The 14,119-nt window shown below is 35.8% G+C and carries 9 protein-coding genes; 7 read left to right on the forward strand and 2 right to left on the reverse strand.

Going from position 1 to position 14,119, the window contains the following annotated elements:
• Window positions 1-2 precede the first annotated feature (2 nt).
• Complete coding sequence (locus tag MKY94_RS05065; RefSeq protein WP_342578166.1) at window positions 3-767, forward strand: 5-oxoprolinase subunit PxpA; 765 nt, start codon at window positions 3-5, stop codon at window positions 765-767.
• Window positions 764-1,624 (forward strand): biotin-dependent carboxyltransferase family protein, encoded by an 861-nt coding sequence (locus tag MKY94_RS05070; protein WP_342578168.1) that lies wholly within the window; start codon window positions 764-766, stop codon window positions 1,622-1,624. Before MKY94_RS05065 ends, MKY94_RS05070 begins: the two co-directional genes overlap by 4 nt.
• 113 nt (window positions 1,625-1,737) lie before the next feature.
• Here the strand turns inward: MKY94_RS05070 and MKY94_RS05075 are convergent, their stop codons facing one another.
• Window positions 1,738-2,649 (reverse strand): LCP family protein, encoded by a 912-nt coding sequence (locus tag MKY94_RS05075; RefSeq protein WP_151110964.1) that lies wholly within the window; start codon window positions 2,647-2,649, stop codon window positions 1,738-1,740.
• A 291-nt stretch (window positions 2,650-2,940) separates the two neighbouring features.
• Between MKY94_RS05075 and MKY94_RS05080 the strand changes: the two genes are divergently transcribed.
• Complete coding sequence (locus MKY94_RS05080; protein ID WP_151110962.1) at window positions 2,941-4,674, forward strand: cache domain-containing protein; 1,734 nt, start codon at window positions 2,941-2,943, stop codon at window positions 4,672-4,674.
• A 273-nt stretch (window positions 4,675-4,947) separates the two neighbouring features.
• Here the strand turns inward: MKY94_RS05080 and secA are convergent, their stop codons facing one another.
• Window positions 4,948-7,308, reverse strand: a complete 2,361-nt coding sequence (gene secA, locus MKY94_RS05085) for a preprotein translocase subunit SecA (RefSeq protein ID WP_340844247.1) — start codon at window positions 7,306-7,308, stop codon at window positions 4,948-4,950.
• A gap of 163 nt (window positions 7,309-7,471) precedes the next feature.
• Between secA and MKY94_RS05090 the strand changes: the two genes are divergently transcribed.
• The 4 genes from MKY94_RS05090 (at window position 7,472) to MKY94_RS05105 (ending at window position 14,083) form a co-directional block, all read left to right on the forward strand.
• Entirely contained in the window at window positions 7,472-9,787 is a 2,316-nt protein-coding gene (locus tag MKY94_RS05090) for a hypothetical protein (protein WP_342578170.1), read from the forward strand.
• Window positions 9,788-9,804: 17 nt separating this feature from the next.
• On the forward strand, window positions 9,805-12,306 hold the full coding sequence (locus tag MKY94_RS05095; RefSeq protein ID WP_340844249.1) for a phosphodiester glycosidase family protein: 2,502 nt from the start codon (window positions 9,805-9,807) through the stop codon (window positions 12,304-12,306).
• A 90-nt stretch (window positions 12,307-12,396) separates the two neighbouring features.
• The gene (locus MKY94_RS05100; RefSeq protein WP_340844250.1) at window positions 12,397-12,798 is read left to right on the forward strand and encodes a hypothetical protein; all 402 of its coding nucleotides are present in this window, start codon (window positions 12,397-12,399) and stop codon (window positions 12,796-12,798) included.
• Window positions 12,799-13,018: 220 nt separating this feature from the next.
• Complete coding sequence (locus MKY94_RS05105; RefSeq protein WP_144537513.1) at window positions 13,019-14,083, forward strand: MraY family glycosyltransferase; 1,065 nt, start codon at window positions 13,019-13,021, stop codon at window positions 14,081-14,083.
• Window positions 14,084-14,119: the final 36 nt, after the last annotated feature.

The following is a 14,119-nucleotide window of genomic DNA, read 5'->3' on the forward strand; positions in this document are numbered from 1 at the left end:
CCATGAGGATTGATATAAATGCTGATGTTGGAGAAAGCTTTGGTAGCTTTAAGATAGGAGAGGATGAAGAATTATTTAAAGTAATTACATCTGCAAATATTGCTTGCGGATTTCATGCTGGAGATTTCACGGTAATGAACAGTACAGTCCAAGAGGCAAAGAAAAATAATTTATCTATTGGTGCTCATCCTGGTTTTCCTGATAAACAAGGATTTGGACGTAGAAATATGAATATGTCTCCAAATGAAATTTATGAAATGATCATTTATCAAATAGGGGCGTTAAAGGCTTTTTGTCAGATTCAAAATGTACAGCTTGCTCATGTAAAACCTCATGGAGCACTATACAATATGGCAGCTATAAATAGTTCTATTGCTAGAGCAATAGCTAGAGCAGTCTATGATATTGAACCGAATGCGATTCTATTTGGCTTAAGTAATAGTGAAATAATAGTCGCTGGAAAAGACCTTGGACTTCAAACTGCCCAAGAGGCTTTTGCTGATCGACTTTATGATGAAGAAGGTTATCTCGTTAGTCGAACTGAACCAAATGCTGTGTTAGCTACTGTGGAGGATGTTGTCAATCAAGCATTACGAATTGTAAAAGGGAATGAAGTAAAGACCAAGACAGGTAATATAATAAGTATCCATGCCGATACTTTGTGCTTTCATGGTGATGGAAAAAATGTTTCGTCTATTGTTAAGAAAGTGAGAATGGTGCTAGAGGAAAATAACGTAAAGGTTGCACCTATGGAGTTGAGAATGTGAAAGCATTATTTAAAGTTATAAAAGAGGGGGTATACGCCTCCTATCAAGATTTAGGAAGAACAGGCTATCGAAAATTTGGTATGCCAGTGGCGGGGGCAATGGACAAGTTTGCTTTTCAAATAGGTAATAAAATAATGAATAATTCTCCAGATTCTCTTACATTAGAAATATTTTTAGGAGGAATTTCACTAGAAGTATTAGATACTCATAAAATAGTCATCTGTGGAGCAGACCTCGAAGCGGCTTTAGATGGAAAGCCCATAACTTTATGGAAGTCTTTTAGTGTCTTTAAGGGACAAGTCTTAACTTTTAAAGGACCAAGGGTAGGAAGTATTGCATATATAATACCAGTAGGAGGGTTTTGTGCTGACGCAGTCATGAACAGTAAATCTGCATATCCACGAGCTGACATAGGGGGTGTGTTGAAGCCAGGAATGATCTTGTTTGTCCCAGATATCCCTTATAGTAAAGTGCAAACTGGTTTAATACCATCTTTTATTCCTAATTATGAAAAAGAAGTTACCGTAAATGTATGGAAAAGCCCCCATTTGTCTTTGTTTAAACAAAAAAGTATCGAGACTTTTTTGGACTCGACATACATTTATAAAGCTGGTGATCGAATGGGGTACTACATAGAGGGCGCAGAGCTGGAATTTGTTACAAATGGAGACATCTTATCCGAGGCTACACAGTTTGGTACTATCCAAGTCTCTAACAATGGTCAGCCTGTTATTTTAATGGCAGATGCACAGACAGTTGGCGGATACGCAACCATAGGAAAGATAGCTGAGGAGGATTTGTGGAAGGTTTCTCAGTTGAAAATTGGTGGGAAAATACATTTTCAATGGATTATATAACTAAACTGTCATAATTTACGAGTATAGAGTTACCGTATTTTATGACAGTTCTAAAAAATGATATTTATAGTTGGTTTGTAAAAGATAATATTTGCGCTTCTACAGAGCTTTTACTACATTTTTAAATGCTCGTTCATTTCCCTGGAAATATCATTTAATTCATCCTCGTTCATCATATAATACCAAATACCATTCTTTAATTCTCCGACACCGTCCTCAAAGGATAAAGATTCAATCGTATTTATGCTTTTTTTATATTCCTTTTGTATATTTAGCATTTGCTCGAAGGTCATATTGGTTTGTATATTTTCTTCGATAATATGAAGGAGCTCATTATGCTTTAAGAGTATGTTAAAGTTGGCTCCCTTTTTTAGTAGGGATTGAATTACTTGTTTTTGACGTAATTGCCTCCCAAAATCTCCCTGTGGATCATCCTTACGCATTTGTACATAATCTAAAGCCTGTTCTCCGTGTAAGCTAATTTCTCCTTCTTTGAAGATAGTATCATTCACCTGGAAGCTCCTGTCATTGTTAACTGTCACGCCACCTATAAAATCCACAATGTCCTTAAATCCTTCCATATCTATTTGAATCACATAGTCAATTGGAACATTTAGTAGATTTTCAACTGTATTTACAGACATTTCTATGCCCCCGAATGCATAGGCGTGATTGATTTTGTCTTGAATTTCTTTTCCGATGATCTCTGTATAAGTATCTCGAGGAATGCTAACCATTTTAATGGATTCGCTAGTAGGGTTCACTGTTAGGAAAAGAATTGTATCAGAACGTCCTTTATCTCCTTCTCTTTTATCCACACCTAAGATTAATAAGGAAAAAGGGATTTTCTTCTGTAACACAATCTCATCTTTTCTTAATACAGAAACTTTTCTTAGCTCTGGCTCATGTATTTCTTGAAGAGTGGTCGTAACGTCACTATATACATTTTGGGCATAAAAAAATAAACCTATAAAAATACAACAGAAAAATAATAGAACTAACAGGATGATATTCTTTTTAGACATAAAAAGTCTCCTTAAATAACATATTCTTATGTATTTGTATGAATTTATTGAAGTAAGTAGTAGTAATATATGTCCGGTTAGAAAAGTATTTTTTATGCTTGAACTAGCAAATTGAATATTTCAATATATAGATAGTTTTTAGTGAATATTTGATTTAGATTCTTCTGCATTCTCCATCAGCACCGATTCATAAAATGATTAAAAATAGTTGTTTGATGTAATTTTGTGATAATTATCACAGGGTGTTAGATTGAATATAGGTATAATTATTCGTGAAAGGGGTGTAATTATATGAAGGGGTCTGTGAGAAGTAAACTTTTAGTCCTAGCTTCAATCGTGATATCAATACCTTTACTAATGGTAGGTCTAAACAATTATTTATTGGCAAAAAACGAATTAGATGAATTAGGCAAATTAGGAATTCAAAATGGCACCTACGCAATTTTGGATTTGATTGATGAGTTAAGCAAAGAGGTAGAAAAAGGTAATTTAACTTTAGAAGAGGCACAGGGTCGAGCGGCCGATAAAATCATAGGTCCTTTAAATGAAGACGATAAACGAACGATCACTAATCCGGCAACCTTTGGGGATAACTTCTATTATTATGTAATGGATGAGAAAGGTACATTATTGGTGCACCCTAGCATGGAAGGAGAAAATTTATATAATAATCAATCCGAAGATGGTAAGTATTTTATAAGAGATGTAATAGAAAAAGCAAAAAATGGTGGGGGGTTCGTTTCTTATAAATGGCCACTCCCTAGTGACCAAGAGCAAGTGGAGCCTAAAATTACATACAGCATATTAGAACCTAACTGGGGTTGGGTGGTTGTTGCTGGCACGTATGAAATGGAATTTAATAAAGGTGCAAACACCATTTTACTTACTACCATTATTACTATTATTATATCTCTTTTATTGGGAATTGGTCTCTTCTGGTTCTTTGCGGGAAAAATGACCTCTTATATAAAGAAGATTATGGTGACAACCTCGGATATAGCAGGCGGAAAGCTTAGCGGAAACGTTATTCCTATAGAAACAAAGGACGAGCTTGGCCAGTTAGCATTAAATGTAAATAACATGAAAAAGAGTCTAGAGGAAATGGTAAGTCAAACAAAAATATCATCAGAGCATATGAGAGATTCCTCTGAAGCACTTAGTGCGGTGACGGAAGAAACAACTGCAGCAACTAGTGAAATTTCTCATGTCATCACAGAAATCTCTAGGGGGGCAGTTATACAAGCGGAGGAAGCGGAAGTTGCTTCTGACAAAGTAAATGACCTTTCTGCTGTGATAGAAAAAACGCTAGAGCAATATAAAGAGATTATAGATGGTGTTAGCCAAATGACGAACGTGCAAGAGAATGCCGTATCTAACATAAATATTTTGACTAATAATACCGATAGATTTCAAATCGTTATGGATGTGCTTCAGTCGAACTTTACTCAGCTTACTAGTCGGATGGGAGAAATAGGGCAAATTGTTCAAACGATAAATGATATTTCTGCTCAAACTAATCTACTTGCTTTAAATGCTAGTATAGAAGCTGCTAGAGCAGGAGAGCATGGCAAGGGTTTCGCGGTGGTGGCAGAGGAAGTTAGAAAGCTTTCAGAAGGTACCCAAGATGCTACGAACAGTGTACGCAGTCTATTAAAACAAATTGAACAGGATACACGATCGGCAGAAGAAAAAATGAGAGAAACCCAATTTATCTCAAATGAACAAATTATTTCAGTAGGATATACAAAACAAGCCTACCTCGAACTATCTAATTCAATCCAACGAATAAAGGAAGGGCTTATTTATTTAAACGATGAAATGAATAAAATGTACTCTAATAGAGAAGTAGTTGTCGGAGCAATTTCTAATATTGCTGCAGTTGCAGAGGAATCTGCAGCTGCTACTGAGCAGATGAATGCTTCTATAGAAGAACAAAGTAATGCAATTGCTTCTATTATGAATTCAGCTCTTCAACTTCAAGATGAGGCAGAAAACATGCATGAATTGGTATCGAGATTTGAATGATAAAAATAGAGGTAGTCTCAAAAGTATAAATTTTGGGACTGTCTCTTTTTATGTGAAAAATATTGTTGAGTTTCCCCTGATGTCATTAAAACTATAAAAATCACCATCTTATTTAAAGTTCTTAGGTATTGTTATAAAAATCTATCAAGTACTAAAGGAAGAGATGAGAACTGGCAATCAAAGGCAGTTTGCGTTTTCAAAATAATAGACTGCAGTTAAACTCAAAAGGTTATTTGAGCTTGTCTGCAGTCTATAAGTATTAATCATGCTCTATTATTCTTCATTGTTTGCTGTATTTACCTGTAAGAAATATCTGCTGATATCGCGGAAAAAGGAGTTAAGCATATGGTTAAACAAATCTAGAGCGTCAAAAGAATATAATCTATAAGGATCTTCCTGTCCGTATCCACGAACTGAAATTCCTTCTCTTAAATGATGTAAGTCTCCTAGTTGGGATATCCAATATCTATCTAGTGTTTCAATATAGATGGTTTGTACATCCTTCCATGTGTCAAGGTCTACATCACTGTCTAATGCGTCTATTGCTTTTCTGTATACTGTATTTAGTTCCTTTTGTAGCTGTTCCTTGCTTTCAAGTTTGAAGTTAGAGTAGTCTATTTGACCCTCGGCAGTAAGAGTGCCAACAATCTTTATTTCATCAATGACTTCCTGGTGCTTTGTCGCATCGATTTCAGTGTCTATGTCTAAGATGTCTTTTAAAAAGTAATTTAAACGTTCTTGCATAGCAATCTGCACTAAAGATTTTATATTCTCAGTTTTTAATGCTTTTTCACGGTAGTTATAAATAACCTTTTGTTGGTCATTATTAACATCATCGAGCTTTAATAAATGAGAACGACTTGAGAAGTGCATACCCTCAATCACTTTTTGAACGTTATATGCGAATTTAGTAGGGTTTGGAGAAATAATTAAACCAGTATCATCCGCTTTAGCTTTCTTTTTGAATCTAGCAAATTCTTCTTCGTCATAATAGTGGAAAAGCTCGTCTTCTAACGAAATAATAAACTGGGTGCTACCTGGGTCACCTTGACGACCACCACGTCCACGTAGCTGCATATCTATACGGGCACTACTATGAAGCTCAGTCCCAATAATATGTAAGCCACCTAATTCGGATACGCCTTCTCCTAAGATTATATCTGTTCCACGTCCTGCCATGTTAGTAGCAAGCATAATCTTGTTCATTTGACCCGCGTTAGAAATAATCTCTGCTTCGTCTTCCTCTGATTTAGCATTTAAAATATTGTGTTTCAATCCTGTCTCTTTTAAGTAATCAGAAAGCTTTTCTGATTGCTCTATAGAAGTTGTTCCAATCAAAACTGGTCTTCCTGTTTCATGAAGTCGTTTGGTTTCTTCTACAATTTTTTTCATTTTATCCTCATAGCTTAAATATACAAGAGTTTCCATATCAATTCGCTTGTTCGGTTTGTTAGTAGGAATTTCTGTAACTCTTAAACTATAAGTTTCCCAAAACTCTTCCCGAGAAGGCATAGCACTGCCTGTCATCCCAGAAATATGACTATATAGACGGAAATAATGCTGCACAGTTACAGAAGCTTGTGTATTGTTTTCCTCTTTGATCGATACCTTTTCTTTAGCTTCTATTGCTTGATGAAGGCCATCGCTATACGTTCTGCCTTCCATTACTCGTCCAGTATATTGATCGACGATTTGTATCTTATCGTTTTTCACAATGTAATCGACATCTTTTCTCATGACTACTTTAGCACGAAGCGTTTGCATAGCTATGTGAAGAAATTCTCTATGCTCACGGTCATATACATTGTCGATGCCAAAGGCCTCTTCCAATCGGTCCGCACCATTATCTAACAAAACAACTTGTTTCGTTTCTGGGTAGTAATCATATTCTTCGCTATCCTCAAAAGATTCCACAACTAGTTGCATGATCGGGAATAAATTTAAGCTTGCATTCGATTTTCCTGCAATGATAAGAGGAGTTCTTGCTTCATCTATCAGAATGCTATCAACTTCATCTATTAATGCATAGAAAAGAGGCCTTTGAACAAGTTCATCTTCATGATGAATCATATGATCTCTTAGATAGTCAAAACCAAACTCAGTTCCAGTACCATAAGTGATATCGCAATTGTATGCGGCTTGTTTCTCTTCTTTTTCTAGACCAGATACATTTAGTCCTACTGAAAGTCCAAGAAACTCAAAAAGAGGCTTCATTTGTTCAAAATCTCGAGTGGCTAAGTATTCGTTTGCTGTGATAATATGTGTTCCCTTACCGTATGCTGCCATTACGTATGCAGGTAGTGTAGCAACTAATGTTTTACCCTCACCTGTTTGCATTTGAGCTATTTGAGATTGAGTTAACACAGCACCACCCATTAATTGGGAATCGTAATGTCTCATTCCCAAAACACGTTTAGATGCTTCTCGAACCACAGCGAATGCTTCAATAATAAGTTCTTCTGGTGAAACACCTTCATTTAATTGCTCGCGAAATTTATTTGTGTACGCTTGTAGCTCTGTGTCATTTTTATGACTGAATGTTTCTTCTAAGGAATTTATTTTATTAACAATCTTATTTAGCTGCTTTAACTCTATAATTTCTCCTGAAATCATTTTCTTAATAGATTCTAGCATATATGTCTAATCTCCTATCTTTTATTTCCAGTATTATTATATCATGAAACATTAGTGGTAGCATTTGCTATATAAAATGCTAACATTACATTTTAGTTACATGATTATATTTTAAAAGTTACCAAATCATGTTAAAGTTAGAATAGTTATGAAAGGGGTTAGAATGTTGAAAAAAATTAGTACAGCAATGCTTGCTATGGTTTTAGCAGCGCCAATGAGTAATGTTTATGCAGCAGAAATAGTTAATGAGCCAAAGGTAGAAGTAAAAGAACCAGTAGTAAATGAAGATGCACCAGTAGGAGAGAATATTGGTGAAGGTAACGTTGAGGTAGATAACTCAGAAGATTGGTTAGACAATATTATTGATGATAAGCCAGTTGAAGAAGTAATTGAAGAAGGCTATGAGAACTTAGGTCCAATGATTTTTAAATCTTCAGCTGTTTCATCTAAAATTGCAGCAAATAACGAGGGCGACTATTTTATTTATTACATCATGCATGGCTCTCCAGCGGCACTAGTTGTCGTTGACTATAAGTCAAAGGAAATCTTACATACGTTTACGTTAGAAGATTCGAAAAGTGCATGGGGCTTGGACGTAGATGAGAATGGCAAGCTTTGGGTTGGTGGATCGGTATCTAGTGTGCTTTACAGCTATGACCCTAATGAGGAAGTATTTGAAAAGCATGGTGCCATCTTTTCAAACAAGAGCGATACATCTATTCAAGATTTAATAGTTTCTGGCAATAAAGTTTATGCTGGTTCTGCCTATGGTGGATCATTAGTAGCTTATGATACAGAAACCAAAGAAATAGAAGAGTTTGGACAAATTCGTAAACGTAAAGAGTTTGTTAAAGCGATTGTAGCAGATGAAGAAAAAGATGAGATTTATGTATCGATCGGATCTCCAATGGATCTATTAGTTAAAAAACCGAATACTAAAAATTTCACTTCATTCTTGCCAGCTAAATATATGTCCGAAAAATATGCACAGGACTTAGTTTTAACGGATGACTATATTGTAGCTAGATTGCATCCATCTAATATGGCTGTTATTTTTGATCGTAAAACACTTAAAATCGTAGATGAATTTGAACTGAATTCCAAAACTGTTTCAGCCGTTTCTCCAAATGGAGAAGGAATTTATTATACAAAAGGGCAACAACTGATTAAATATGATTTTGAAACAAAAGAGCACTCGGAGCTAGGCGTTTTTCTACCAAAGGGGACAGAGGCTATTAATCTTGATTTTATCGTAAAAAATCCAGTTGTTTCTGAAGAAGAAGGAAATAACCTACCTGAAACAATTCCACCAGTAGAAACTGGTTTAAAGAACACAGAAATCGTAATACCAGAACCAACTGTGCCGAAGGAAGATAATCCAATAGACGATGAATCTTCTGAAGAAATAGTAGGAGAAGAACCTACTGAGACACCAAAAGAATGGGTTTTATCTGGAATGGTTGATAACTTAGGGCAATTATTTGAATACAATCCACAAACAGGAGAATTACAATACCATCAATTTGAGTTACCTGAGCAGCCGGTAGAACTTTATACTCTAGCTTCTAGTACTGATGGAAAAAGTATATTTGCAAATGGATACATGTCTGGTGGTCTCGGGATTTATAACGTGGAAACTGGCGATAAGGAACTTTATCGTAACATAAGTCAAGTGGAGTCCATGTTTGAAATAAACAACAAGCTTTATATCGGTGCTTATCCATTAGCGAGATTGCTAGTATATGATCGTTCAATCCCATGGGCAAATGGAAATCCTGCAGAAGTGATTAGAATGAGCCCGTATGGTCAGGAGCGATCTACAGCAGTAGCGCCATACAATGGTGGAAAAGAAATTATTCTTGGTACTTTACCTGATACTAGTGTTGGTGGAGGGGCGTTAGTCTTTTATGACACCACTACTAAAAAAACAGATATTTATGAGAATTATATATATAACCAAAGTATTGTATCACTAGTTAGTAGAGGCACTCAGGTTTTTGGTGGAACGTCAATTCATGCCAATCAACAGGTTAATCCTAGAGGAGCTAGATTATTCTATTTTGACCGTTTTGATCCTGAAGCGAAAAAATATATCCATCTTCCATTTAGCGCAAGTATGATTACTAGTTTAATAGTAGATAAAGACAAAAATGTCTGGGGAATGGCCGACGGAAAGCTTTTTAGCTACAAGGATGAATGGACGGATATTAAGACAGTTGAATTATTACCTTTAATATCTGGTCGTTTCCGTAATGCTCAAATTTTAGAAGGTGTCGATGGCTACATTTACGGAAGTGTGGAAGGTAAGCTGTTCCGAGTAACTAAAGACACTTTACAGGTTGAATGGTTGAAGGAAGAAGGAGTTTATGGTCTTGAACAGGACTTAAACGGTAACCTTTATTACTACGATGGAAGCAACCTTTGGAGATATACGATTGAGAAGAACAGAGGAAAACAAGCTGAAAAAGCTGGGAATTAAAGGAGAATTAAATTAAAATGAAACGAAAATTGCTATACCTTTTTGTCGTTTTTGCAGTTGTCACGAGTTCACTATTCCAACCAAGTCAAGTAGAAGCGCAAGCAACGAAAGTATATTGGGACGGTATTTTAATGGTTCCAGGTCAAGTGGGAAAAATTAAAGTAGTAAAACCGATCAACCTATGGAAACGTACATCAAATGGTCTAGTGTTTGAGAAAATTCTAAAGCCAGGGGAACAATATCGTGTTTACCGATATGATAATTTATACGGTGGCCAGTACGGTCTAGGTGGAGGAATGTATATAACAAAAATGGCGGGATATGTTGAGTATAAAACACCGTCTAAGTCAAAGCTAAAAGAATTGGAAAACGCTCAGGGAGGAACTCCTTCAGTAGGAAATCCTTCATCAAATCTGTTTCCCAAGGAAGCTATTCCTAACCTATCTATTGGAAAGGTAGCAGCTCAGGCAATTACGCAAATAGCTCCTGGAGTAAGGAAGAAGCTAATCGATATTGATGGGGCTGTAGGTCCTCAAAAGTTATTTGTCATTGATTATGATGGTAAAACATCCAATATCCAAATGAAGGCAGAACTTGCTAAAGATCAAATAATCGGGTTTGAGACTACTTCTTCTCAGGCAAATAGTGTTCCTCAAAACGATTCTTATCACGTAGTAGCAGGTGTCAATGGAGATTATTTTGATAAGCAAGGACAGCCTGTTGATTTAATGATGATTGATGGAACAATTGTATCGACACCACAAACAGCATTGAGTGATCTAGCAGTACTAGGTATTACATCGAAAGGGAAAGCAATTATTGGTGCTCCTCAAGTTGCGATGAGCCTTTCTGTAAACGGAAAATCTTATCCAATTAACTCTGTTAATAGAAAAAGGTTAGCCAACCATCTAGTAGTATATACAAGAGATTTTGCTCCAACAACTAACACAAATGAGTTAGGTACTGAAGTTCGTGTCAAAATTGACTCAGGGAAACTCAATGGCGGTGAAACGTTAGTAGGTACAGTGACAGAGATAATAAGTGGTGCTGGAAATGCTGCTTTAAATCCAAATGAGATTATTTTGTCTGGACATCATTTTGCAGGTGATTTCTTACAAGGTATTACTGTTGGTGACCAAATTCAAATTGCTACTAAGTTTACTCCAGCCGAATGGAATGATGTTAGAGAATCGGTAAGTGGAAGATATCACTTAGTTAAAAATGGGGCACTTCAAACTATTAAAGTTGCGGGAGTTGCACCTAGAACAGCGGTCGGAGTCAGAAAAGACGGAAGTCTATTTACAGCTGTAGTAGACGGGCGTACAACTGGAAGTAAAGGACTTACATTACAAAATACTGCAAAGCTAATGAAAGATCTGGGAGCTAACTACGCGATGACTTTTGACGGCGGAGGTTCTTCCACAATAGTAGTAAGAGAGCTTGGAAACAATAAAGTAACTGTTGCCAACAAACCCTCGGATGGCTACGAACGTTCTGTAGCTAATTCTCTTCTATTTGTTAGCACATATAAAACGGGTCCAGTCGCAACAATTGCTCCCGCATCTGATGTGGTGGAAGTGTTCCAAGGTGCTTCTTATACTAATTTATCAGTACCTGTTAAAGGGATAGACCAATATATGAATCCCGTAGCAATTTCTGGATCAGGAAAAGTAACATCCTCTATTTTAACTAACTCAAATGGGAAGCAGGTCGTAAATGCAAAACCTGGTACCTATGCAGGGATAGTCAATTATGAAGGAAAAACTACTAATATACAATTAAGAGTAACAAACACACTTGATAGTATAAAAGCTTCAGAAAGCTCTCTGCAAGTAGCTAAAGGACAAACTGTACAGCTGTCAGTAAGCGGTATGAAAAATGGACAAGCGGTATTAACAGATGCAAGCGCGTTTACTTGGACTAGTTCGGTAGGTAAAGTCCAAGCAAACGGTAAATATACTGCACCAAATAAAGATGGTATTGGTACTATAACTGTTAAATATGGTTCTAAATCGTTAAGTATTCCTATTATAATAGGTGACGTTCCACCAACTATTCTAGAATCATTTAACAAAGGGATATTAAACTATGAAGCAACGAGCGACCGAGCTAATAATGTTACTGTTTCCTCTGTAGTCAATGATCGTGATGGATCAAAAGCTATTAAACTAGCATATGATTTTAAAAATACTACGGGTACTTCTGGTGCATATATTAATGCTAAAACTAATTTAACTATTAGCACTCCTTTGAAGAAAGTTGGGATGTGGGTTAAGGGAGATGGTAAAGGCAACTGGTTAAGATCCCAGGTAGTAGATGCTTCAGGTAAAACGGTTCAATTAGACTTTGATAAAAATGTTACCTGGACTGATTGGAGATTTGTTACTGCTGAGGTGCCTGCGGGACTTTCATATCCATTAAAAATGGATCTTCCTGTTCGTTATATGCAAACTGAAAATGCTAAAAAAGCAAATGGCGAAATTATCATCGATGACATTCAAGCTATTTATAAGGACTAAAGTCTAGCAAATAGTAGTAGGTATTGCGTGGCATTTTAAGGTATGATAACTTAATAAGTATCGATTTTTGCTAACTATGGAGGGAAGTACATGGCTTCGGAAGAAAAGAGTAATGAAAATAATGAAAAAACTGAAGGAAATGCCCAGAAGGTTATAGGTTTCTATAAGAGACAAGCTTGGGCAGCAAAGGTTTTTGAAAAGATTGAACAAGAAAACATTGTTGAAGACGGAAAGAACATAGTACTTGTTTCTTCTATTATTCAATCAAGCAACAACTTATACTTTCCTGCCTTTATGAGAATAAACCTGAAAGAAAATGGGAGAGTAGCTGGAGCTTATATGATTATGGAAGAAGATGATAGCTTCAAACTATTACCGTTAGAGATATTGCTAGAAGAACCTGAAATGGAAGAACTACTTCCACTTAAGTATCGAACGATTGAAAAGATAGAAGGCGACACTTATCAGGTTAATTGGCCAGAATTCTCGTAATAAAGTACTAGAGAAAAAGTAAAACTTTTTACTGGAATAGAAAGGACTGATTTTTGCTCATACTAAAGCGAAAAGTCAGTCTTTTCTTTCTTTATATTAAATTTGGTTACAAAGCTATTTTTATAGTATAATCATTTATTGAAGAAACTTTCATGTCGTTAGTTCGTCTATTTTGTAGAACCTAGCGATAAATGAAAATAAAAAAACAAGGATGATATTTTTGGATATAAAATTACTTCTTGCTTTTATCATATCTATGGCCACGGCAATCGCAGTTACCCCGTTAGTAATCAAGCTTGCTCATAAAATAGGGGCTGTGGATAAACCTTCTGAAAGAAAAGTTCATCAAAAAGTGATGCCTCGATTAGGCGGACTTGCGATTTTTATAGCAGTAACAGTTGGTTATTTCGTTGCGGGATTGTATGAAGCAAAGATTACTGGAATTATGGTTGGGGCTATAATTATTATTGTCTTAGGTATTATCGATGATAGACATGAAATCTCCGCCAAAGTAAAATTATTAGGTCAAATTTTAGCAGCTTGTGCAGTAATGGGTAGTGGACTAACGATTGAAGTACTAAATATTCCTTTTTTAGGAGTATTTGATCTTGGTATCTTCTCGTATGTAGTAACTCTTTTTTGGATTTTAGCAATTACTAATGCTATAAATTTAATTGATGGATTAGATGGGCTATCAGCTGGAATCTCTTCCATTGTATTTGCAAGTATTGCATTTTTAGCGTTTTCTGCAGATAAAATGTTAATCCTGACACTTTCTTTAATATTACTTGGAAGTACATTAGGGTTCCTATTCCACAATTTTCACCCGGCGAAAATTTTCATGGGTGATACGGGCTCTATGTTTTTAGGGTACGCTATTGCTATTTTGTCTCTTTTAGGACTATACAAAAGTGTTACACTCTTTAGTTTTGTAGTTCCAATTATGATTTTAGGAGTACCAATTTTTGATACTTCGTTCGCGATAATTCGGCGATTGGTTAACAGGAAGCCTATTTCAATGGCAGATAAATCACATTTACACCATAGATTATTAGCTCTTGGACTTTCGCACAGAGATACAGTGTTGGTAATATATGGTTTTGGTTTGATATTTAGTATATCAGCCATTACTTTTGAAACACTAACGTTACGCTGGGCTATTTTCATTATTTTATTTATCTTAATTGCATTTGAAATAATTGCAGAGAAAATTGGACTTGTGAATGAGGAATATCGACCAATTATTTCTGTTTTTCAAAAAGTTGTTGGGTATAAGCGTAATTAACCACTAGAAAACTCTTTAGAAGTTCATTTGGCCACT

This window comes from Psychrobacillus sp. FSL K6-2843 (genome assembly GCF_038626375.1).
Lineage (GTDB): Bacteria > Bacillota > Bacilli > Bacillales_A > Planococcaceae > Psychrobacillus > Psychrobacillus faecigallinarum.

Excerpts from the sequence above, each read along its gene's own strand:
- MKY94_RS05065 (WP_342578166.1), top strand. The coding sequence starts at position 3 with ATGAGGATTGATATAAATGCTGATGTTGGAGAAAGCTTTGGTAGCTTT.
- MKY94_RS05075 (WP_151110964.1), bottom strand. The coding sequence starts at position 2,649 with ATGTCTAAAAAGAATATCATCCTGTTAGTTCTATTATTTTTCTGTTGT.
- MKY94_RS05080 (WP_151110962.1), top strand. The coding sequence starts at position 2,941 with ATGAAGGGGTCTGTGAGAAGTAAACTTTTAGTCCTAGCTTCAATCGTG.
- secA (WP_340844247.1), bottom strand. The coding sequence starts at position 7,308 with ATGCTAGAATCTATTAAGAAAATGATTTCAGGAGAAATTATAGAGTTA.
- MKY94_RS05090 (WP_342578170.1), top strand. The coding sequence starts at position 7,472 with ATGTTGAAAAAAATTAGTACAGCAATGCTTGCTATGGTTTTAGCAGCG.
- MKY94_RS05095 (WP_340844249.1), top strand. The coding sequence starts at position 9,805 with ATGAAACGAAAATTGCTATACCTTTTTGTCGTTTTTGCAGTTGTCACG.
- MKY94_RS05100 (WP_340844250.1), top strand. The coding sequence starts at position 12,397 with ATGGCTTCGGAAGAAAAGAGTAATGAAAATAATGAAAAAACTGAAGGA.